General features: G+C 38.2%; 15 protein-coding genes and 1 pseudogene. 8 read left to right on the top strand and 8 right to left on the bottom strand.

What is annotated here, in order from left to right; genetic code table 11:
* Positions 1-24: 24 nt before the first annotated feature.
* From parE to pta, 6 genes and pseudogenes are all read left to right on the top strand, one after another.
* Positions 25-1,920 carry a DNA topoisomerase IV subunit B gene (gene parE / locus LW139_RS17160; RefSeq protein ID WP_166539576.1) on the top strand — a complete coding sequence of 632 codons (1,896 nt, stop codon included), beginning with the start codon at positions 25-27 and terminating at the stop codon, positions 1,918-1,920.
* Between the two features lie 32 nt (positions 1,921-1,952).
* A pseudogene (gene parC / locus LW139_RS17155) lies at positions 1,953-4,133 on the top strand (DNA topoisomerase IV subunit A); the annotation flags it as partial.
* Positions 4,134-4,184: 51 nt separating this feature from the next.
* Entirely contained in the window at positions 4,185-4,910 is a 726-nt protein-coding gene (locus tag LW139_RS20795; RefSeq protein WP_409076895.1) for a DNA gyrase C-terminal beta-propeller domain-containing protein, read from the top strand.
* Between the two features lie 64 nt (positions 4,911-4,974).
* Positions 4,975-5,724 (top strand): 1-acylglycerol-3-phosphate O-acyltransferase, encoded by a 750-nt coding sequence (locus tag LW139_RS17145; protein ID WP_166539574.1) that lies wholly within the window; start codon positions 4,975-4,977, stop codon positions 5,722-5,724.
* A gap of 321 nt (positions 5,725-6,045) precedes the next feature.
* Positions 6,046-7,467 (top strand): cell division protein FtsP, encoded by a 1,422-nt coding sequence (ftsP, locus tag LW139_RS17140; protein WP_166539573.1) that lies wholly within the window; start codon positions 6,046-6,048, stop codon positions 7,465-7,467.
* A gap of 453 nt (positions 7,468-7,920) precedes the next feature.
* Positions 7,921-11,145 carry an autotransporter Pta gene (gene pta, locus LW139_RS17135; protein WP_247850294.1) on the top strand — a complete coding sequence of 1,075 codons (3,225 nt, stop codon included), beginning with the start codon at positions 7,921-7,923 and terminating at the stop codon, positions 11,143-11,145.
* Between the two features lie 44 nt (positions 11,146-11,189).
* Here the strand turns inward: pta and LW139_RS17130 are convergent.
* A protein-coding gene (locus LW139_RS17130) for an IS3 family transposase (protein ID WP_247850293.1) occupies positions 11,190-12,400 on the bottom strand; the annotation gives its coding sequence in 2 pieces (ribosomal slippage) (positions 11,190-12,058 and positions 12,058-12,400; 1,212 coding nt in all).
* Between the two features lie 148 nt (positions 12,401-12,548).
* Between LW139_RS17130 and LW139_RS17125 the strand changes: the two genes are divergently transcribed.
* A complete protein-coding gene (locus tag LW139_RS17125; RefSeq protein WP_247850292.1) occupies positions 12,549-13,691 on the top strand; it encodes a hypothetical protein in 1,143 nt (380 codons plus the stop codon).
* A gap of 45 nt (positions 13,692-13,736) precedes the next feature.
* Here the strand turns inward: LW139_RS17125 and LW139_RS17120 are convergent, their stop codons facing one another.
* Entirely contained in the window at positions 13,737-14,351 is a 615-nt protein-coding gene (locus LW139_RS17120) for a LysE family translocator (protein WP_227336025.1), read from the bottom strand.
* A 175-nt stretch (positions 14,352-14,526) separates the two neighbouring features.
* Here LW139_RS17120 and folA point away from each other — a divergent pair, with 175 nt between their 5' ends.
* Positions 14,527-15,012 (top strand): type 3 dihydrofolate reductase, encoded by a 486-nt coding sequence (gene folA / locus LW139_RS17115; protein WP_166539398.1) that lies wholly within the window; start codon positions 14,527-14,529, stop codon positions 15,010-15,012.
* A gap of 434 nt (positions 15,013-15,446) precedes the next feature.
* On the opposite strand, the gene apaH is transcribed toward folA, so the two are convergent.
* From apaH to lptD, 6 genes are all read right to left on the bottom strand, one after another.
* Positions 15,447-16,268, bottom strand: a complete 822-nt coding sequence (gene apaH / locus LW139_RS17110; protein WP_166539397.1) for a bis(5'-nucleosyl)-tetraphosphatase (symmetrical) ApaH — start codon at positions 16,266-16,268, stop codon at positions 15,447-15,449.
* 2 nt (positions 16,269-16,270) lie between these two features.
* Positions 16,271-16,648, bottom strand: coding sequence for a Co2+/Mg2+ efflux protein ApaG (gene apaG, locus LW139_RS17105; protein ID WP_109409103.1), 378 nt, complete (start codon positions 16,646-16,648; stop codon positions 16,271-16,273).
* 25 nt (positions 16,649-16,673) lie between these two features.
* On the bottom strand, positions 16,674-17,492 hold the full coding sequence (gene rsmA, locus LW139_RS17100; RefSeq protein ID WP_210813080.1) for a 16S rRNA (adenine(1518)-N(6)/adenine(1519)-N(6))-dimethyltransferase RsmA: 819 nt from the start codon (positions 17,490-17,492) through the stop codon (positions 16,674-16,676).
* Positions 17,485-18,483, bottom strand: a complete 999-nt coding sequence (pdxA, locus tag LW139_RS17095; protein WP_247850291.1) for a 4-hydroxythreonine-4-phosphate dehydrogenase PdxA — start codon at positions 18,481-18,483, stop codon at positions 17,485-17,487. The genes rsmA and pdxA overlap by 8 nt, the downstream gene beginning before the upstream one ends.
* Positions 18,473-19,783, bottom strand: coding sequence for a peptidylprolyl isomerase SurA (gene surA, locus LW139_RS17090; protein ID WP_243733288.1), 1,311 nt, complete (start codon positions 19,781-19,783; stop codon positions 18,473-18,475). Before surA ends, pdxA begins: the two co-directional genes overlap by 11 nt.
* Positions 19,784-19,860: 77 nt before the next feature.
* Positions 19,861-22,233, bottom strand: a complete 2,373-nt coding sequence (gene lptD / locus LW139_RS17085; protein ID WP_109409099.1) for an LPS assembly protein LptD — start codon at positions 22,231-22,233, stop codon at positions 19,861-19,863.
* Positions 22,234-22,235 lie beyond the last annotated feature (2 nt).

The raw sequence follows: 22,235 nt of genomic DNA, 5'->3' as shown, positions 1-22,235 counted from the left end.
AACAGCGAACCGCAGATTAAAACAATGACTCAATCAAGTTATAACGCAAAGGATATTGAGGTTCTTAATGGTCTAGAACCAGTACGTCGCCGTCCTGGCATGTACACTGATACGACTAGACCGAACCATTTGGCACAGGAAGTGATAGATAATAGCGTGGACGAGGCGCTTGCGGGACACGCATCGAAGGTCGATGTCATTTTATATGAAGACCAATCTATCGAAGTTATCGACAATGGGCGAGGAATGCCTGTCGATATTCATCCTGAACTTAAGGTCTCTGCTATCGAGTTAATTCTTGCTCACCTCCACGCCGGAGGAAAATTCTCTAATAAAAACTATCAATTTTCCGGTGGGCTACATGGTGTAGGGATCTCGGTTGTTAACGCACTTTCTAAGCGTATTGAAGTGACCGTTCGTCGTGATGGTAAGATTTATCAAATTGCTTTTGAAAATGGCGACAAAGTCGAAGAGTTACACGAAATTGGAACTTGTGCAAAGCGAGATACTGGAACAAGTGTGCATTTTTGGCCTGATGGCTCTTATTTTGATGTTCCTCGCTTTTCCGCCAAAAGCTTATCTCACGTATTAAAAGCCAAAGCCGTATTGTGTCCCGGTGTTAATGTCTCTTTTGTTGATAAAGTGAATAACACACAAGAAAACTGGTGCTACGCTGACGGCTTAACCGATTATTTAAGTGAAGCTGTCGCTGAATTTATTCGCCTTCCTGAAGAGCCTTTTACTGGAAAATTTGAAGGGGATAACGAAGCGGTTGAATGGTCTATGTTATGGCTGCCTGAAGGTGGCGATCTACTCACTGAAAGCTATGTTAACTTAATTCCGACAGTTCAAGGTGGTACACACGTAAATGGTTTACGCCAAGGTGTGTTAGATGCAATGCGTGAATTTTGTGAATTCCGTAATTTACTACCAAGAGGTCTTAAACTAACTGCCGATGATACATGGGAGCGTTGTGCTTATGTATTATCAGTGAAAATGCAAGATCCTCAATTTGCAGGGCAAACTAAAGAGCGACTCTCCTCAAGACAAACCAGTGCATTTGTTGCAAATGCTGTAAAAAATGCTTTTAGCTTATGGCTAAATCAGAATGTTCAAGTCGGTGAATTACTTGCTGAAATGGCAATTAGTAGCGCTCAACGTCGTATGCGTGCTGCCAAAAAAGTGGTGAGAAAGAAACTCACTTCAGGGCCAGCATTGCCGGGTAAATTGGCTGATTGTACTTCTCAAGATTTACGGTATACCGAACTGTTTTTAGTTGAAGGAGACTCTGCAGGAGGCTCAGCGAAACAAGCGCGTGATCGTGAGTATCAAGCGATTATGCCACTACGTGGTAAAATTCTAAATACATGGGAAGTATCTTCAGATGAAGTGTTAGCGTCACAAGAAGTCCATGATATTTCGGTAGCGATTGGTATGGATCCTGATAATGATGATTTAAGCCAATTACGTTACGGTAAAGTTTGTATCCTTGCGGATGCGGACTCAGATGGTTTACATATCGCAACCTTACTGTGTGCTTTATTTGTGCGCCATTTCCCTGCGCTTGTTAAGCAAGGGCACGTTTATATGGCGATGCCACCGCTTTACCGTATCGATTTAGGTAAAGAAGTTCATTATGCCCTTGATGAATCAGAAAAAAATGCCATTTTACAACGTTTAAGCCGTAAAAAAGGAAAGCCCAACGTACAGCGCTTTAAAGGTTTGGGTGAGATGAACCCAATTCAATTACGTGAAACAACGCTTGATCCTAATACGCGCCGTTTAGTGCAATTGGTAATTGATGATGAAAATTATCAAGAAACCCTAGGCATGATGGATATGTTGTTAGCGAAGAAACGCTCTGAAGATCGCCGAAATTGGTTACAAGAGAAAGGCGATGAAGTTGACATCGAAGTGTAATGGATACCACAAGAGTCTGAGGAAAAAATTGAATGAGTGAATTGACTCATGATGGTGTAGAGCGCCAAGCGCTCCACTTATTTACAGAAAATGCCTATCTCAACTACTCCATGTACGTCATTATGGATCGTGCATTGCCTTTTATTGGAGATGGGCTAAAACCTGTGCAACGTCGCATCGTTTATGCGATGTCAGAGCTTGGTTTAAGTAATAACGCTAAATTTAAAAAGTCAGCCCGTACTGTTGGTGACGTGCTAGGTAAATATCATCCACATGGTGATGGTGCATGTTATGAAGCAATGGTACTTATGGCTCAGCCTTTCTCTTATCGTTATCCGTTAATTGACGGACAGGGTAACTGGGGGGCGCCGGATGATCCGAAATCTTTCGCTGCAATGCGTTATACCGAATCCCGCCTTTCAAAATATTCACAAACTCTATTAAGTGAATTAGGACATGGTACGGTAGATTGGATCCCTAACTTTGACGGCACAATGCAAGAGCCGAAAATGTTGCCTGCCCGCTTACCTAATATCGTGCTTAATGGCACAACAGGTATTGCGGTTGGGATGGCAACGGATATTCCACCGCATAATGCACGTGAAATTGGACAAGCCTTAGTGATGCTTTTAGATAATCCTGATGCGGGATTATCTGAGGTGATGCAATATGTTCAAGGCCCTGATTATCCAACTGAAGCTGAAATTATTACGGCTCAAGACGATATTAAAAAAATCTATAAAACGGGTCGCGGTTCGGTCAGAATGCGAGCTGTTTGGCAAAAAGAAGAGGGATGCGCCGTTATCACAGCGTTACCTCATCAAGTTTCTGGCGCCAAGGTACTTGAGCAAATTGCAGCCTTGATGCGAGCAAAAAAACTGCCTTTAGTTGAAGATTTGCGTGATGAATCCGATCACGAGAATCCAACCAGACTTGTGATTGTTCCTCGTAGTAATCGTGTTGATTTAGAGCAAGTGATGTACTACTTGTTCGTAAATACCGATTTAGAGAAAAGTTATCGCGTTAACCTGAATATGATTGGGTTAGATAACCGTCCAGCAGTAAAAGGATTACTGACGATTTTAAATGAATGGCTGGTGTATCGTCGCCAAACAGTCACAAATCGTCTAAATCATCGCTTAGAAAAAGTGTTGCGTCGCTTAGAAATTCTCAAAGGTTTATTAATTGCTTATCTTAATATTGATGAAGTGATTGAGATCATTCGTCATGAAGATGAGCCAAAAGCAGAATTAATGCGCCGCTTTGAGTTATCTGATATTCAAGCTGAAGCTATTTTAGAGTTACGTTTACGTCATTTAGCCAAACTTGAAGAGATGAAACTAAAAGGTGAAAGTGATGAGCTTGAAAAAGAACGTGACAGTATTGAAAAATTATTAAGTTCACCACGCCGTTTAAATACGCTACTGAAAAAAGAGATTGAAGCAGACGCGAAAGAATTTGGTGATGACAGACGTTCCCCTATTCGCCCTCAGGAAGAGGCGAAAGTGGTTAATGAACAAGATATGTTGCCATCAGAGCCTGTGACCATTGTGCTGTCTGGAATGGGTTGGGTACGTAATGCAAAAGGACATGATATTGATCCTAGTGGTATGAGTTACCGTGCCGGGGATAGTTATCACAGTGCAGTCCGAGGCATGAGTAATCAACCTGTTCTGTTCCTTGATTCTACTGGTCGAAGCTATACGTTAAGCCCGAATGATATGCCTTCAGGGAGAAGTCAGGGGGAACCACTAACAGGAAAATTAACTTTCCCACCTGAAGCCAGCGTGAAATACATGTTAGCAGGCAGTGCTGGGCAAGAATATTTACTGGCAACAAAAGAAGGTTATGGTTCTGTTCTCTCTTATGATGAGATGGAAACAAAAAATAAAACGGGTAAAGGGTTACTGACAGTTTCAGAAGAAACAGAGTTACTAGAGCCTTTCTTAGTTGATCCACAGAAAAAGAATGATCAGTATTGGTTTATTATCATCACGGATAAAACACGCATTTTAGCTATTTCAGCAGAACAACTGAATGAAATGAACAAAAAAGGACGTGGAACTCGCTTAGTTGCGTTAGGTAAAGAGCAAGGTGATGTCATTGAACAAATGCTGTTTGCCCCTAAAAATGAGGCATTAATCTTTACTGTAGATGGTCAGCACGAAGTGCTTAAAGCCGAAGAGATTAGCTATTTTAGTGGTAATGCAGGTGATGAACCTATTCCATTAAAACATCTACATCCTGAAGCTGTTACGGTCATTATGTCGGAAAAAGGACTCATTCGTTGCCAGAAAGGCCATAATATTGATGCTCAATCTGTTGGTTTTAAAGCAGGTGATGATTATTTCGCTGCTATTGAAGGAATGAGCAATCAGCCTGTACACTTAATAGATACCACAGGTCAAAGCTATACCGTTGATGTTGATGCCTTGCCTTCTGGTCGTAGCAAAGGCGATGCGCTGACTGAACGATTAAAAATTCAGAAAGGTGCCCAGTTACGCCATGTTGTTATGGGCGAAAGCACTGATAAGATCTTAATGGCATCTGATGCTGGTTATGGTTTCATCTGCCAAGTTGATGATTTAACTTCTAAAAATAAAGCAGGAAAATCATTACTAACATTACCTGAAAATGCATTACCTTTACCGCCACAACGTTTGAATAATGAGTTAACTGATCTCATCATGATCATTACTAAAGGCGGTAGAATGCTGATTTTTGAAGCGGCAGAATTGCCAACGATGGTAAAAGGAAAAGGAAACCAGATGGTTTCTATTCCAGCTTCACAAGCTGCAAGTGGTGAGGATAATGTCGCTTGGTTACGTGTATTACCAGAAAATGCTTCAGTAACACTGCATTTTGGCAAGCGTAAACTGACAATGTCGATGAATGAGCTAGTTAGCTTTAAAGCGAAACGTGGACGCCGAGGAACTTCATTACCTCGTGGTGCTCAAGTTATCGATCATATTGATATTGAAACAAATTAAACTTAATACTTAATTGATATTTAGTGGGTCTATTGACCCACTTCTATTTAGGACGCTAAAACTTATGTTAGCCATTATTCGAGGCATTATTGTCATTCTTTACACCATTATTGTGGTGACGTTTGGAATAATTTATTGCATGTTTTCACCAAGAAATCCAAAACATGTAATGACTTATGGACGAGCATTTGGCAAGTTATCTCGTATTTTTGGGATTAAACTTGTTGAACGTTTTCCAAAAGATGCAAAAAGCTATGGCCCAAGTATTTATATTGGAAACCATCAAAATAATTTTGATATGGTAACAATGTCGAATGCAGTACAACCTAATACAGTGACTGTGGGCAAAAAAAGCTTAATCTTTATTCCTTTTTTTGGTCAATTATATTGGATCACGGGTAATATTTTGATCGATAGAGCAAACCGCTCTAAAGCACATGGCACAATTTCACAAGTTGCCGATCAAATTAAATCGAAGAAAATTTCAGTATGGATGTTCCCTGAAGGAACGCGTAGTCGTGGTCGTGGACTCTTACCGTTTAAGACAGGAGCGTTTCATGCTGCAATTCAAGCTGGTGTACCTATTATTCCGGTTTGCGTGTCGACAACACAAGGTAAAATTAAAATCAATCGCTGGAATAATGGCTACGTGATTGTTGAAATGTTGCCTCCGATTGATGTTTCAAAATACACCAAAGATCAAGTTCGGGAATTAGCCGAAGATTGCCGCCAAATTATGAAAGAGAAAATTGAAGAGCTAGATAAAGAAGTTGAAGAGATGAATAAGCGTGATTTTCCTGGCAAATTAAATTAACGTCTACACATTATCTATATGAGATATAAGCCTGATTTTCAGGCTTATACTCGTCATACTTCAAGTTGTAGCGTTGTCGTCTAGCTGCATCTTGAATGATTTAAAGTATATGTTTGTATGTATCTTACTTATCCCCTAACTACATCTCGAATTATTTAAAGTATAGTTATCAACTATTTTTAGGATTTATGTCACATCCGCGCTATTATGCTCCCGTAATTTCATTTAAGTCCTTTTGTCTTTAAATCACAGCAGCTTTTTTTCCTGTCCAATGTTTTTGATTATGCGGTAGGAATATTTGTATTTTGTTGCGGAGAAAGTATGTCATTTAGTCGTCGCCAGTTTATTCAGGCTTCAGGCTTAGCGGTATGTCTGGGCTCAATATCTTCTTCTGTTCGTGCTGGATCAGTCAATGATAAACAATTACCTATACCGCCATTGTTGGAATCTCGTCGTGGCCAGCCTCTGTTTTTGACTTTGCAAAATGTGCATTGGGCATTTAATGGTACGCAAAAAGCGGAAGTTTGGGGGATCAATGGCTCAACACCGGGACCGACAATCAAAGTTAGAAGTGGCGATGATATAAAACTTATTTATAGTAACCGTCTTAGTGAAGCTGTATCTATGACCGTAAGTGGTTTATTAGTTCCTGGTACACAAGTCGGGGGGGCTGCTAGATTAATGTCACCAGGCGCGTATTGGTCGCCGGTATTACCCATTCGCCAAAAAGCAGCAACGTGTTGGTATCACGCCAATACTCCCTTTAAAATGGCGCCTCATGTTTATAACGGGCTGGTGGGAATGTGGATTGTGGAAGATGAAGAGAGTCGATCCCTACCTTTACCCAAAGAGTATGGTGTAAATGATTTTCCGCTGATAATCCAAGATAAACGAATTGATAATTTTGGCACACCGCAATACGACAAAGAAGCTGCAAGTGACGGTTTTTATGGTGATACGTTGCTCGTGAATGGGCGTGAAGATCCTTATATCGAAGTTTCTAGAGGGTGGATCCGCTTACGTTTGGTCAATGCGTCTAATGCTCGTCGTTATGAATTAACCGCAAATGATGGTCGATCGCTTTATCTTATCGCTTCTGATCAAGGTTTATTAACATCCCCCGTAGAGTTGAAATCAATTCCAATGGCTCCGGGTGAACGACGTGAAATACTTGTTGATATGTCTGAAGGTGGTGAAGTCATCATTACAGCAGGGCAAAGTGCCGGATTTATGGACAGACTTCGTGGTATCTTTGAGCCTTCCGATTTATTACGTAATGCCAATATATTGACGATTAGACCGACAGGATTAATGTCATTAGTTACTGATAAAGCACCACAGCAATTAGCGCTGGATGACACTCAAATTACCACCTCGATTCAACCTAGAACCATTCAACTTCATAACAGTCCTCCAGGTATCAATAATGCTCGTTGGGAGCTTTCAAGAATTGATTTGGTGGGTAAACAAAATGGCTGGGAACGTTGGCTTGTCACTGTACCAACGCCTCAATCATTCCATATTGAAGGCGCTCGTTTTAAAGTCATTAATCATAATGGGCAAAAACCTTCACCTGCGGATTTTGGTTGGAAAGATACGGTTTGGATAGAAAGTCAGAGTGAGTTATTAGTGGAGCTAAAACAACCTTCTTATTCCCACTTTCCTTTCTTGTATTACAGCCAGTTACTAGAAAATGCAGATAAAGGAATGGTAGGACAAATGGAAATCACGCCTGTAGAATAATAGCTTAGTCATAGTGCTAAATTAAAATAAAAACAGTATTTTTAAAATAAAAATACTGTTTTTTTTTATATCTAAATAATGCAGATTATATTTTTTCGACTAAAGTTAAATAGAGAATAATATTCTCATTTTTAATTTGTTAATTAATTTAGAGTAATTGTTTTTTTATCTACACTCTCTTTATTAAATTGATTTAAATATTGATATTAATAGAAACAATGTTGATTAAAGTTGGTTTTAACTTTTTGTAATATAATGTATTGCGATCTAAATCTGTTTAATCTATCTGTTAATTTGTGATTACATAGTCAATCTATCTATTTTTCTGGCATGAAATCATATTTTTGAGATGCCCTTCAAGTAATTATTTCTCTAGAAACAAGAGAATCTTTGCGTCTTTTATTTTTGATCCTTAATAAATGTTATTAATTTAAATATAACTGAAGGTACAGAATGAACAAAGAAATAGCTTTAAGTCACCATCACAAAATGAATAAAAATAATAGAATAAATAAAAATATATTCCAACTATCCCTTGTTGCATCCGCGTTATTTTTTTCTGGATATTCCGTTGCATATTCAGAAGCTGGACAATTAGGTGATACAAAAAGTTGGGAAAGCCAAGAATATCAAAAAGACTGGGGCTTGGCGGCTATGAATGCCTCTAGTGCTTATGCACTTGGTTTCCATGGGCAAGGTGCCAAAATCGGTGTAATGGACTCTGGTGCATTATTATCACATCCAGAATTGAATGATGCTCGGTTTCATGCTGTGAAAGCCAAAGGCCAATATGGTTCAACGGGTATGCGTTACCCTCAGGAAATGGGGGGACATTATGAAAAAGGTCAGGCCTTTGATGTTGATGGAGGTTGGATCAAAGGAGTGAATGATACACACGGAACACATGTTACAGGCACCGTAGGCGCAAGCCGTGATGGCAATGGTATGCATGGGGTAGCGTGGGGAGCTGATGTTTATTTAGGAAATACAGGCGCAACAGACAGCAATAACTACGGGCCATATCAAGATTACACCTATTTCTACACTGGCTGGAAAGCCATGGTCGATGCAGGGGCTCAGGTAATTAATAATAGCTGGGGTACAAACCCTCGTATTATTAACGCAGATAAAACGGTAGGCCCTGATGGCGGTAATACAACAGTGCATATGCCAGTAGATACCACTGCACAAACTGAATATGAATATTTCTACTTTAAAAAAGTCTATGGCGATAAACCTTCCTTTGTTGATGCGGCTTATGATGCAGTAAAAGGCACTAACGTTGTACAAGTATTTACAACCGGTAACCGTGACTTTGCTCAGCCTTATTATCGTCCTCTTTATCCTTACTTTAATCCTGAAGCAGAAAAACATTGGATTGCGGTTGCGGGTCTGAAACAGAATGCGGACAAATCAGGTTATGAATTAGAAAAAATCTTTAATGAAGCGGGCAATGCGAAATGGTGGACGGTTGTTGCACCAGGTCGCAACATTTATTCGTCAGTTGTTGATGAAGAGGGAAATGCAGGTTGGAATACCTTTAGTGGTACATCAATGGCTGCTCCTCATGTTACAGGTGCCATGGGCGTATTGATGTCACGCTATCAATCAATGAATGCGATGCAAATACGTGATGTGATGTTTACAACAGCCAATCACCGTAATCCAGATGGCTCTTTATATGATAGCTGGACTGCGGCTGAAGGAACGCCTGATGTGCGTTATGGTTGGGGTACGCCGGATTTAGATAAAGGGATGTATGGTCCGGGTCAGTTCTTAGGTAAATTTGAATATAACTTAAGCATGACTCCACTTGATGTTTGGACAAATGATATTTCACAAACTGCGTTAGATCTACGTGAACAAGAAGATCTCGCATGGTTGAAGGAATATACAGATAAAGGCATTGCAGCTGGTGGTGATTACAATCTAGGTACTGATTTTGTTATCAACGATGGTAACCCTGATCCAACTTCCCATATTGTTAGCAAAGAAGATGCTGAAAAATGGCGTAAAGAGTATTACCAAAAACGAGCTGATGCTATTCAAGCTAAAATTAACGCTGGTTTGTATGATGGGGCTTTAGTTAAGAAAGGCGAAGGTACATTGGTTATGACTGGCGATAATACTTATCGTGGCGGTACAACAGTCGAACAAGGTACTTTATATGGCTTTACCGAATCGTTTGGCACTGAAGCTGTTAACGTTAATGGTGGTAAATTAAGTGTTATTGATCGCTATAACGATACCTTTACACAACAAGGCCAACTAGCATCAAACGAAAGCCACAAAGCTAATATTAATATCAACGATAAAGGCACGTACTTAGTTACCGTTGGGCATGATGTTAATGTCGGAGATATGGCCTTAAATAAAGGGGCAAGTTTAGATATTGGTGCTGATAGTGAAGGTCAATTAAAAGATATTTACCTTAATAATACCGTCACAATAGGTACCGTTAATGCAGACAATTTAGTTGATAATCGTACTAAAACTAAAATGTTAGCGAATAACAATCCAGGCAGTGATTATGCATTATTTGATAAAAATGTTTCTGTAAAAGACAACACAATTACAGGTACATTAAGTAAGAAAGAAAATACCTCTTTAGCCACATTTGCGAATAATGAAAATGGCCGTTCTATTGCTAATTCTTTAGATAGCACAGGTCGTGGCGATTTATTCAATGCTGTATTACCAATGAATGAAAGAGATCTGAATAAGACTTATGGATCATTGGGCAGTGATATGTACCTTAATGCTAACAGTGCAAGTGTAGTGAATGTGTTAGGTTTAACACGCACAGTGAAAGATCAAGCAATGGGTATTGGACAAGGCCGTTATGCTAAATTGGATAATAGTAATGCACGTATTTGGATGACGGGTATTGGACAATGGGGCAACATCGATTATGGTCATAGTAATATGGATGTTGATTTTTATGTCGGTTTATTAGGCGCAGAAATAGATGTGACCGAAAATACCAAAGCAGGCCTCTTCTTCGGTGCGGGTTCAACCAAATATAAAGGGAATGAACACGGCAAAATAGATAGCAACGATATCCATATTGGTGCTTATGGTGTGTCTAATTTATTTGATGTGGCTTCGTTAAACTATGGTTTTACACATACTAACCAAGATAGAGATGCTAAAAGAACACTCTGGGTAGGACAAAATGCAGGTTATAACTCTACAAGTTATGATGCAAAAATTACTCAAATTTTCTTAGAAGGTGCTTATACTCAATTTAATACGAATCAGTACTCTATTGAGCCATATGCAGGATTCAGTTGGTTACGTGTATCAACTGATGATATCAATGAAAATGTCGGTAATATGAAATTTATCACTAAGACTGATTCACAAGATATTCAAGTAGGTACTATCGGTTTACGTGGTGGATATCCATTTATGGCTGGTAGCGTTAATATGGCATTAAAAGGCGATATTTCTGCAAGTCATTTATTTGGTGATAACCGCCCTGAATCACGTCTTTTCTTATCTAATTCCGGTGATGCAACTTTACGTGGTGGCAAACTGGATAATCTGTTTGGTGTTGGTCTAGGTGTTGATGCACAATTAAGCAAATCAACAACTTTCGGGCTTTCTTACCAAGGTCAGTATAATAGTGATGTAAGCTCAAGTGGTATTAATGCAACACTGAAAATTAATTTCTAAAATTTATTTGTTTTTGACTAGTCCTGATATAAGTTGACAACTTTTCAGGCATAAAACGCTCGATGTACTTCATCGGGCGTTTTATAGTTTAACGATAAGTGTGGCCGTTTTTCATTATAGAGTTGAATTGATTCTTCTACTAATTTTCTTGCTTGTTCCAGATTACTCGGTTTTATCAGTAGATACTCCATTTTTAATATTCCATTAATTCGTTCTGCTAAGGCATTTTGATAACAATCATACCCATCAGTCATAGAACATTGAATATTATGCTCTTTATGTATCTTCTGATATTCCGAAGAACAATACTGTATCCCTCGATCTGAATGATGGATTAACGAAGTTGTCGAAGTCCGTTTTTTTAACGCCTGAACCAACGATTTCTTCACTGAACTTGTTTTCATATTGTTATCTAAATGATATCCCACGATTTTTCGTGAATACGCATCCGTAATTAAACTTAAATAAGTATCACCTTCATGCGTCGATAAATAGGTAATATCTGCCACCCAAAGCTGTTCTGGTTGTGTGGGGATAAACCCTGACTTAATTAAATTTGGATGCCGATGAAAACGATGATGGCTTAAGGTTGTTCGATGATAAGCCCGTTTATTAGGCACCAGTAACTGATGTTCTTTCAATAAAGAAAATAGCCGATCACGACCAATAACCATCTGTTTTTGCTTTAAAATAAAATGTAATTTACGCCCACCCAGTCGAGGTTGTAAGACTCGTTCAGATTTAACAACATCAATAATGGCCGAATCTGCTTTCTTTCGTTCCTCAGTTCTATCCAGCCTCTTGTAATAAGCCTGTCGGCTGATCTGCATAAAACGGCAAGCAATTGTTACGGTGAGGTTTTTAACCGTTTTTTCTTTAATAACTCGGCTTTGCGCTTTTTTGACAAACGAACTCCAAAGTCTCTATCCATGACTTTAACCACAGCTTCGAAAAAATCGGATTTAAGCCGAGCTTCTTCAAGTTCCTTTTCAAGGATCTTAATGCGTTGTTCCGGCGTTTGTTGTTCAGAAGATTGGGTCATAGCTGAACCTCTATAAAAAGTATCAGGGGTACCGTTTGACCAATCTAACCTACCATGCTTACGAAGCCAAACTAAAACAGTAGAGCATCCTTGTATACCATAGTGATCTTGGGCTTGTTTATAGGTTATTTCGCCTTTTTCAACTTGGTCAACAAGCTGTAATTTAAAAGCGAGAGAATAATCGCGTTGAGTTCGTTTAGTGATTGGTTTCATTACATTCTCCAATTTCAGATTGGAAAAGTGTCAACCTTATTTAGGACGGGTCATTTTTTATATTTAAAGCCCTTAGTAATAAGGGCTTTTTTTTGTATTAAAATATAGATAAATAAGGGATTGTTTTATTATGAGATAAGGAGTCATCATGAAAGTAAACAACACTCGTTTTCAAACTAATTTAATAAAAGATATCGATATAAATAAAAAAGAAAATCATAAAATAAAAAATGAAATTAATAGTATTTTAAATAACTTCAATAATTTTTATGTGGGAGAGAAGAGTAAAACTTTTTTATCTAAGTTGTCTTTTTTTATAAAGAAAATATTTAATTTAAAGACTGATTTGACTTTTTTGTTAGATAAAGGACAACATGCTAAGATAAATAATTTATCCACTCTTTTTGACAGAGATGGGCAAATAAAAACTAATAAATGTAGACTAATAAAATCTGACTTTGTTAGTTTTAAGAAAGAGACATTAGAATCATTCTTTTTAAGTTTAAATATAGCAGTGAAAAATGATTCTTATGATATAGCTAAAAAAATAATACAAAAATATCTTTATGAAAAATCCAAAACAAAAGAAGACTTCATTACTATAATGAGTATCTCTTTAGATGTGATTAATAATTACGAAAAAGAACAATTTGAACAATTGAATATACATAATCCAGAATGCTCTAGTATGTTAAATTATATTAACTTTAATTATAGACAATGTATTGACACTGCAATAGATTATGTTTGTAAAGAGCTTGATGGAAAAATATCCCATAAAATGAGTAATTCAATAATGTATTTAGTTAATACAATACATGATATTTACTCGATGGAAATGGAGAAAAATCTAATTATAAATATAACTAAAATTTTTATTGATAAAGCAAAAAAGTATAATGTTGGAAATTATAATAATGATGGTTTTATAAAATCAATATTAAATCTCTTGGAAAATAAATTGAAAAATAGTGAGGGCGTAAAAGAATTTGTGGATAGTATGCTTGAGTCAGGATTATTAGAGTCCAATGATATTATTAAATCGGAAGAAAAAACAGCAGGGGATGAATATTTTATATCTGATTTTAATCGAAAAATGAAAAGTTTTTTTAGTAAGAATAACTATGATGATGAAATAAAAAATAATATTGCCAATGTTATTAGAGATAATTATGAAACAATTTTAGATAAAATAAGAAATAAATCTAATCGTCTTGAGAATGAAATGGTTTTGCTGGATATTATTGATTATTTAAAGAGTGATAATGATTTAAGTTTAAATTTACTATAAATAAGTTATTCCTCTTTAATAAATTTTATTAAAGAGGTTTTTTATTTAACTCAATGCGACTTTAATACCTAAACCAATCAGTACTACACCTAACACTTTATCAATTCCTTTTTGGATTTTATTAAGCACTCTTCTGACAGGTGCGCTTTGGATTAATAAAACCAATAAAGGCCAGTAAACTATGGCTAAGCCCCAAATAATAAAGGCATACCACAGCTTTTCTCCAATGCTTGAATCAACACTTAATACCTGAGTGAAAACGGCAAGAAAAAACAAAGTAGCTTTAGGATTGAGTAAATTACAGAGAAAGCCTTGCATAAAGGCTTTTTTAAAGCTGATCTGCGAATGCTTATCTGAGTTTTCATCAATCGAATGATTAGATTTTGACAGCAAACTCTGAAAACCAATCCATAGCAAATAAGCAGCACCAGCATATTTCAAAATGGAAAAGAGCCAAGGTGTTGTTGTGATAAGAACGGCAATACCTGCAACACAATATGACATATGCACAAGTAATGCTGCCACAATTCCCATTGCAGTCATCATTGCTGCAGATCGTTGATAACGCGCCGCATTTTTTACAACGAGAAAAAAGTCTGGGCCCGGTGAGATCATACCAAGTAAAGCAATTGTAAAAACGACTAAAGAAGTTTCAAGCATAATAGCGCCTTGTATATAACAATATTATAATGATTGAATCTTATATGATTAAGTTAACACTTCGAGTATAAAGCAATTATTTATTATCTAGGAAGCATAATTTGTATCGACTCAGGTTTTAGCTTTACGTATAGTGTGAGCAGTTTTTTTCCCATCTTTACCCGTAGGTGTGTAAATGAATATTAGTTTAATCGCAGCATTAGCGATGGATCGCATTATTGGTATGGAAAAGGCAATGCCTTGGACATTACCAGGTGACCTCGCATGGTTTAAAAAGAATACGCTAAATAAACCCGTTATTATGGGCCGGGTGACTTATGAATCTATTGGGCGTCCTTTACCGAATCGTCTCAATATTGTGTTAAGTAGCCAACCAGGAACAGATAGTGAAGTTGTTTGGGTGAAGTCTGTAGAAGAAGCTTTGCAAGCTGCTGAAAATCATGATGAAATTATGGTTATCGGTGGTGGTAAAGTGTATGAGCAGTTTTTACCTATGGCTAATACACTCTATCTAACACACATCGATGCTGAAGTAATTGGTGATACAACATTCCCTGATTATGAGCCTGATGAATGGAATTCTACCTTTATGGAATATCATGAAGCTGATGAAAACAACTCTCATAACTACTGCTTTGAAATATTAAAAAGAAGAAAATAACAAGAATTAAATAAAAAGGGAGATTAAATATCTCCCTTTTTATTATTCCTATTTTATTAATATAAGAATAATAAAAAATAAGAGTTATTATACTAACTAAGAATTTTATTTATAAAAGTTTATTATTTAAAAGTAATCATTATTTATATTTTAATAAACTCACTTTATAAGAATAATATATGAGACATTAATCAATATATAGATTTTTTATTCTCAATATTGTGGTTTTCCCTGCTTATTTCGCATCGAAAAAAAATAACATATTGATTAATAACGATTAGTTTTTATTATTTTTTATGGTGTTCGTTTTTATACAAGAAATGTTCTTTTTAGTATCAAAAAATAAATTAGGTAAAAATAAGTAGGGTGGAATGAGTAAAGCGCAAAAATTGAGTTTTTACTTTTTGCGCTTGAAATGAAGATAATGAAAAGGGTTACTTAGGTGCAGATAGACTAGCTTGAGTGAAATATTGTTTATCTTCCCAGCGCAAGCAAGTGAGGTTTCCTCCCCAGCAACACCCAGTATCGAGAGCATAAACATTATTAGGGGTGCCTTTTCCTTCAAGAGAGGCCCAATGGCCAAAAATAATGCTATAACCTTCCGGAAGTTGACTCGGCAAATCAAACCAAGGTTTTAATGGTGCAGGGGCTTCTAATGGCTTGTCTTTACAAATCATATCTAATTGACCATTAGGGAAGCAGTAGCGCATTCGAGTGAATGCATTGGTACTAAAGCGTAATCGTGCTAAGCCAGTAAGTTCAGGTGACCAATTATTGGGTAGATCGCCATACATTGAATTAATAAATAAAGGATAGCTATCACTACTTAAAATGGCTTCGACTTCACGGGCACACATTTTTGCAGTTTCTAAATCCCACTGTGGTGTGATCCCTGCATGTGCCATAATAATTTTCTTTTCTTCATCAACTTGAAGTACAGGTTGGCGTCTTAACCAATTAATTAACTCATCGACATCTGGGGCATTGAGTAATTCATTAAGTTTATCTCTTGGTTTATTCCGGCTAATTTTTGCAAATACACCTAAAAGATGAAGGTCATGATTACCCAAAACAAGTTTTAGAGAAGAGCCTAAGCTTTTTACAAAACGTAGCACTTCAAGTGAGTCTGGTCCTCGAGCAACAAGATCACCGGTTAACCATAATGTGTCCTGTGTAGGATCAAAATTCACTTTATCAAGAAGGTGGCGCAGTTCATGGTAACAGCCATGAATATCACCAATTAAATAAGTTGCCATAATTAATTTATCAATGTTGGAAGTGCAAGGCGGAAAACAGGGATCTCTATTTGAAATAATCGACCGTCAGTATCAATCATTTCATAATGGCCTTCCATTGTTCCCATCGGTGTTTCAAGAACGGCACCACTGGTATAGCTGTAATGCGTACCAGGTTCAATCAGTGGTTGCTCACCGACAACACCTTCACCTCGAACTTCTGTCGTATTACCTTGTGCATTGGTAATTAACCAGTAACGGCGCAGGAGGCGAATTGCACATTTATTCAAATTATGAATTGATACCGTATAAGCGAACACATAGCGTTCATCTTCAGGAGATGATTGGCTTTCAATGTAAACACTTTGTACTTGTATCGCCACTTTTGATGAGGTGAACATAATGCCTCCTGTCTCTGGCTTTATCTTATGCCTGTGTATCTTGCTTTTGCGATAACCAGTTTGCCACTTTACAGTATTGCTCAACAGAAATATTTTCTGCGCGAGCAGTCGGATCGATCCCCAGAGCAACCATATCTTCTGCTGTTAGCAATCCACCTAGACTGTTACGCAACGTTTTGCGTCGCTGGTTGAATGCTTGTGAAGTAATACGGCTTAGCATTGCAATATCCGTAACTGGATATGGCTTTTCTTTGTAAGGGATCAAGCGAACAACGGCTGAATCAACTTTGGGTGCGGGTTTAAATGAAGTTGGTGGAACTTCAAGTACAGGAATGATTTGGCAATAATATTGTGCCATCACACTCAAGCGACCGTAAGTTTTGCTGCCATGACCTGCAACAAGGCGGTTAACCACTTCTTTTTGTAACATAAAAGTCATATCAGAAATGGCATCAGCAAAACTGAAAAGATGGAACATAAGTGGTGTGGAAATATTATAAGGCAAGTTACCAAAGACACGCAGAGGCTGTTGACGTTCTTTTGCTAATTGTGCAAAATCAATCGTCATTGCATCTTGCTGAATAATGGTCAGCTTGTCTTTTAATGTAGGATGAACTTCTAAACGAGCAGCTAAATCACGGTCGATTTCAACTACTGTCATTTTATCCATTCTCGCGCCAACTGGTTCTGTGATAGCACCTAAACCGGGGCCAATTTCAACAATGGCTTCACCGGGTTGTGGATAAATAGATTCAACAATACTTTCAATAATATAGCTGTCTGTTAAAAAGTTCTGCCCGAAGCGTTTGCGGGCAAAGTGCCCCTGATGGACTCTATTATTCATTACAATTTTGTATCATATTAATGGCTAAATTTAATGCGGTGCAAAAACTGCCAGCATCTGCGCTTTTTGTACCTGCAAGCTCAAGGGCTGTGCCATGATCAACAGAGGTACGAATAAAGGGAAGACCGAGTGTTATATTCACTGCACGACCGAAACCTTCATATTTTAGCACAGGTAATCCCTGATCGTGATACATCGCAAGTACAGCATCAGCATGTGTTAAATATTTAGGCTGAAAAAGGGTATCAGCAGGATAAGGTCCATGGAGACAAATACCTTGCTGACGTAATTGTGTTAATGCAGGCTCAATAATATCAATTTCTTCACGCCCCATATGACCACTTTCCCCTGCATGAGGATTAAGGCCACAAACGTAAATTTGAGGTTCTGCTATGCCAAATTTAGTTTTTAAATCATGATTTAAAATGGTGATAATTTCATGCAGTAGTTCACCTGTAATTGCATCAGCGACATCTCGTAGAGGCAAATGTGTGGTTGCCAATGCGACTCTTAATGTGTCTGTTGCTAACATCATGACCACTCGTTCACAGTGACTACGATCGGCAAAGAACTCGGTGTGTCCTGTGAAATGCACACCCGCATCATTAATAATTCCTTTATGAACGGGGCCGGTTACTAATGCAGAGAATTCGCCATTAAGACAGCCATCACAAGCACGAGCTAATGTTTCTACAACGTATAATCCATTGCGCGCATCTAATGTACTTGGAATAACATTGGTATGAAGGGCAATAGGGAGTACACAAATTTGGCTTGGTGTGTGTGCTTGAGGAGGTGTTTCCCGATCGTATTCAACTAATGAAAGAGGCAGGTTTAATAATTCTGCTCTTGTTTTAAGTAACTGAGGATCAGCACAAACAACCCAAGGTAAATCCCAACTCATTTGTGCTAATGAGATAATCAGGTCAGGACCAACCCCGGCTGGTTCGCCGGGGGTGATAACAAGTGGTTTTATTTGCTTAGTTTGCATTATTCTCGTTCATTATTTTCACATAAGCCCCTACTCGTAGCTCTTGCATCCAGTTTTGTACTTCTTCATTAAACTTACGATTAAAGAGTAAACGGTATGCTTGTTCTTTATTAGCGGCATCTGTTTTATCAACACTACGTGTGTCTTCTAATTCAATTAAATGCCAGCCAAAATTTGAACGAACAGGTTGGCTTAATTCGTTTTTATTTAAGCGCATTAACGCATCGCGGAATGCTGGATCGTAAACATCAGGCATTGACCATCCTAACTCACCACCACGTAATGCTGAACCAGGATCTTCAGAGTACTCTTTTGCTGCATCAGCAAAGCTCATTTTGCCACTACGAATATCGGCAGAAATTTGCTGTAATTTGGCATAGGCTTGCTCATCATTCATGATTGGAGAGCTTTTCAGCAGAATATGACGACTTTTAACTTCAGTAACAGAAAGGGTATTAGTTCCACCACGAATATCGTTTATTTTGATAATGTGTAAGCCAACACCTGAGTGAAGAGGCCCTACAATTTGCCCTTTCTGTGCATTAGCTAACTCTTTCGCAAACAGTGTTGGTAATTCATCAATAGATGCCCAACCCATATTACCGCCATTTAAAGCTTGTGGATCAGCCGAATAAGTTGCTGCTAACTTACCAAAATCAGCACCATTTTTAAGTTGATTCATTATGCGAGTAATGACTTGCTTTGCTTTTTCCATTTCTGCTGGAGCTGGGTTTTCTGATAATGGAATTAGGATATGGCTCAGATTAAGATCAATACTTTGACTTGCTTGGCTTTCAATTTGCTTAGCAAGAGAATCAACTTCTTGAGGCAAAATAGTAATACGGCGGCGAACTTCATTGTTACGTACTTCTGCCAGCATCATTTCTTTACGAATATCTTGGCGATATTCGTTGTAAGAAATGCCATCAGCTAAGAGGCGTTTTTTCATTTGATCAAGTGAAATTTTATTTTCAGCAGCAATACCTTGAATGGTAGATTCTACCGCAGCATCAGGAATATCAATTTGCATTTGCTGTGCCATTTGCAAAATGATGTTATCCATCACCAAACGCTCTAGAATTTGTTGGCGAAGAACTTGCTCATCAGGCATTTCCTGGCCCGCACTTTTTGCGTTCATTTTGACAGTCTGTAGCATTCTATTGACGTCACTTTCTAGAACGACACCGTTATTGACGATAGCCGATACACGGTTTAATTCTTGTGCAGCAAATGTTGTTGAGCTGGTAGCTGCACCGACCGTGATCATTAAGCCGATAAACAGCGTTTTCCAATTTTTCATAAGTTTCCCATTATGTGTTTTCCGCATCTTGTTGCGGGATGACATATTTATTCAGCCAATTCCGTAGTCTGATTAAATCAGAATGCTCTTTGATAAGGTAAGATACCGCGTTCAAGCATTTTCTGGCTACCCAAACTATGATTGTTACTTAGGCCTCTGAGTTCCACGTTGATTGACCATTTATTGTCAATATCACTGTGGTCAACTTTCCAGCCAACAATTTTTCGTTCATAACCGACGTTCACAGCCCAGCAACAGGTATTATATTGCACACCAACCATCTGGCTAACAGGTTCGGATTCTTTAGTATCAAAGTAATAAGCACCCACAAGACCCCAGCGTTCTGCTAATGGCCAACTGCCTACAACACCAACTTGCGAAATACCTTTTTGGTATTCAGGAAGTTTATTAATACCACCATCGTAAGGACGAACACGTGTTGCTTGGATATAATCACGATCAACATAACGATAACTCAACTGTAGAAGATGATCGCTATCGGCGCGATATTCCATAATCGCATCACCCATTGATACGCTACCTAAACGACGGTCATATTGTAAACCACCACGCATACCTACGGTATCAGTGATCCGCCAGTAGGCATCACCCGCCCAGACCATTGAACCTGTCTCATCTTTACTATTAATGATTTCATTACCAGTAGAAGAAGGACCTGTTCTCGGGCGCTCAAAGAAGTAGATTTGACCTACAGAAATGTTAAAACGTTCAACCAATTCGCTATCATAAAAACGAGAAGTTACACCGGTTGTTAATTGGTTTGCAGATGCAATGCGATCTAAACCACCATACATTCTATCGCGGAAAAGTCCGCCATAGTTTGACTGTAATAACGCAGAGTCAAAGTTATTGATATTGGATTGATCTTTATAAGGAACATAAAGGTACTGAACCCGAGGTTCAAGGGTCTGTGTAATATCATTGGTTTGATATTGACGCTCAAAAACCACTTTCATATCAGATTTAAACTGTGGTAATACACGATTAACACTGTCATCTAATTGGTTAGGGTATCTTTTCTTATAAGCATCAGGAATGTCCTGATCGTAATGGGTTGCCATCACTTTCAGTTCATTATTAAAGCTAGCCCAACCTGTAGATGCAGGGAGTGAAATCGTTGGTTCGATATGGAAACGATTTGCTTCAGGTGTATTTTCACCCACGCTGGTAAAACGCACAAACTGAGCATAAGTTCGGAAATCAAATGGCCCGATATCATTCTTATAATAATTCAGATCAAGCTGTGGTTCGGCACGATAAGCTCTTGCATCTTTATTATCAGAGAAAATTTGGAACTGTTTAGTGGTTAATGTGGCATTCCAGTTCTGTTGTGCATAACCCGTACTAAATTTCTGAGTTGCATAACCATCAGTGGTATTACCGTATTGAGAGGTAAAATCAGTGAAGTATTTGTTGTCACTTACTTTCGTGTAATCGATATTAAATCGCCATACATTGTTCATGACACCACTGTGGCCCCAGTAGAATAACCAACGTGTGGCGGTATCACGAGGAAGATAGCCTGCTTTATTTTCTTCTTTGTCTTTATTGTATTGGCTATCGTGATTAATCCAATCTACAGCAATCGTACCGCGTCCTGGTGTTGTTAAATAACGGAATTCGTTATCTAATTTTAAACCACGGCGGCTGATATAGTTAGTTGTAATAGTGGCATCATAATTAGGGGCGATATTCCAATAGTAAGGGAGTTGGAAATCAAATCCTGAACTACGAGAATAGCTTCCGTTTGGAATTAAGAAACCAGAGCGACGTTTATCACCGATAGGTAATTGAAGGTAAGGGCTGTAGAAAATAGGAACATTAGCAACGCGAAAGCGTGCATTCCAAATTTCAGCAACTTGTTCTTCGCGATCTAAAATGACTTCAGAGCCGACAACGCTCCAGCTATCATCGCCAGGTAAACAAGAGGTGAACATCCCTTTATCCATAATGGTATAGCGGTTTTCGCCACGCATTTGCATCTTATCGGCATAACCACGGCCTTGGCGGCCAACCATCTGGTAATCACCTTGTTCAATATCCGTATCTTTATTATTAAGATTAGACCAAGCACGAGGGCCTTTTAAGATGATTTGAGGATCATCATAAGAGACATTTCCTGTCGCGGTCACCATTCTTAATGGCGTTTCTCCCTCAGTTTGTGTCAGTTCAACACTGTCTGCACTTAAGGTTTGGTTTCCCTGTTTAATATCAACATCACCTTTATATTTGATCATGCGAGGATATTCACCTTGCATATCATTTGCAGTGATAGTGACAGGCAAGTCATTAGGATCGCCTTGTACTAATGGTTTGTTATAAACGGGAACTCCCAGTAAACATTGGGAGGCAAGATCAGCATAAGCAGGCTGACCGTATATTGTGGCCCAAACTAAGGTGGCCAGCAGTGTGGGATAACTTTTTTTCATAA

It is taken from the genome of Proteus vulgaris (assembly GCF_023100685.1).
GTDB lineage: Bacteria > Pseudomonadota > Gammaproteobacteria > Enterobacterales > Enterobacteriaceae > Proteus.
Note: the sequence above shows the minus strand (reverse complement) of the source record. Positions and strands in the feature narration are given on the sequence as shown.

What these genes read in the sequence shown, in the direction of transcription:
- lptD (WP_109409099.1), bottom strand. Translation starts at nt 22,233, where the DNA reads ATGAAAAAAAGTTATCCCACACTGCTGGCCACCTTAGTTTGGGCCACA.
- LW139_RS20795 (WP_409076895.1), top strand. Translation starts at nt 4,185, where the DNA reads ATGTCGGAAAAAGGACTCATTCGTTGCCAGAAAGGCCATAATATTGAT.
- apaH (WP_166539397.1), bottom strand. Translation starts at nt 16,268, where the DNA reads ATGGCAACTTATTTAATTGGTGATATTCATGGCTGTTACCATGAACTG.
- folA (WP_166539398.1), top strand. Translation starts at nt 14,527, where the DNA reads ATGAATATTAGTTTAATCGCAGCATTAGCGATGGATCGCATTATTGGT.
- LW139_RS17125 (WP_247850292.1), top strand. Translation starts at nt 12,549, where the DNA reads ATGAAAGTAAACAACACTCGTTTTCAAACTAATTTAATAAAAGATATC.
- pdxA (WP_247850291.1), bottom strand. Translation starts at nt 18,483, where the DNA reads ATGCAAACTAAGCAAATAAAACCACTTGTTATCACCCCCGGCGAACCA.
- surA (WP_243733288.1), bottom strand. Translation starts at nt 19,783, where the DNA reads ATGAAAAATTGGAAAACGCTGTTTATCGGCTTAATGATCACGGTCGGT.
- LW139_RS17145 (WP_166539574.1), top strand. Translation starts at nt 4,975, where the DNA reads ATGTTAGCCATTATTCGAGGCATTATTGTCATTCTTTACACCATTATT.
- rsmA (WP_210813080.1), bottom strand. Translation starts at nt 17,492, where the DNA reads ATGAATAATAGAGTCCATCAGGGGCACTTTGCCCGCAAACGCTTCGGG.
- parE (WP_166539576.1), top strand. Translation starts at nt 25, where the DNA reads ATGACTCAATCAAGTTATAACGCAAAGGATATTGAGGTTCTTAATGGT.
- LW139_RS17120 (WP_227336025.1), bottom strand. Translation starts at nt 14,351, where the DNA reads ATGCTTGAAACTTCTTTAGTCGTTTTTACAATTGCTTTACTTGGTATG.
- apaG (WP_109409103.1), bottom strand. Translation starts at nt 16,648, where the DNA reads ATGTTCACCTCATCAAAAGTGGCGATACAAGTACAAAGTGTTTACATT.
- pta (WP_247850294.1), top strand. Translation starts at nt 7,921, where the DNA reads ATGAACAAAGAAATAGCTTTAAGTCACCATCACAAAATGAATAAAAAT.
- ftsP (WP_166539573.1), top strand. Translation starts at nt 6,046, where the DNA reads ATGTCATTTAGTCGTCGCCAGTTTATTCAGGCTTCAGGCTTAGCGGTA.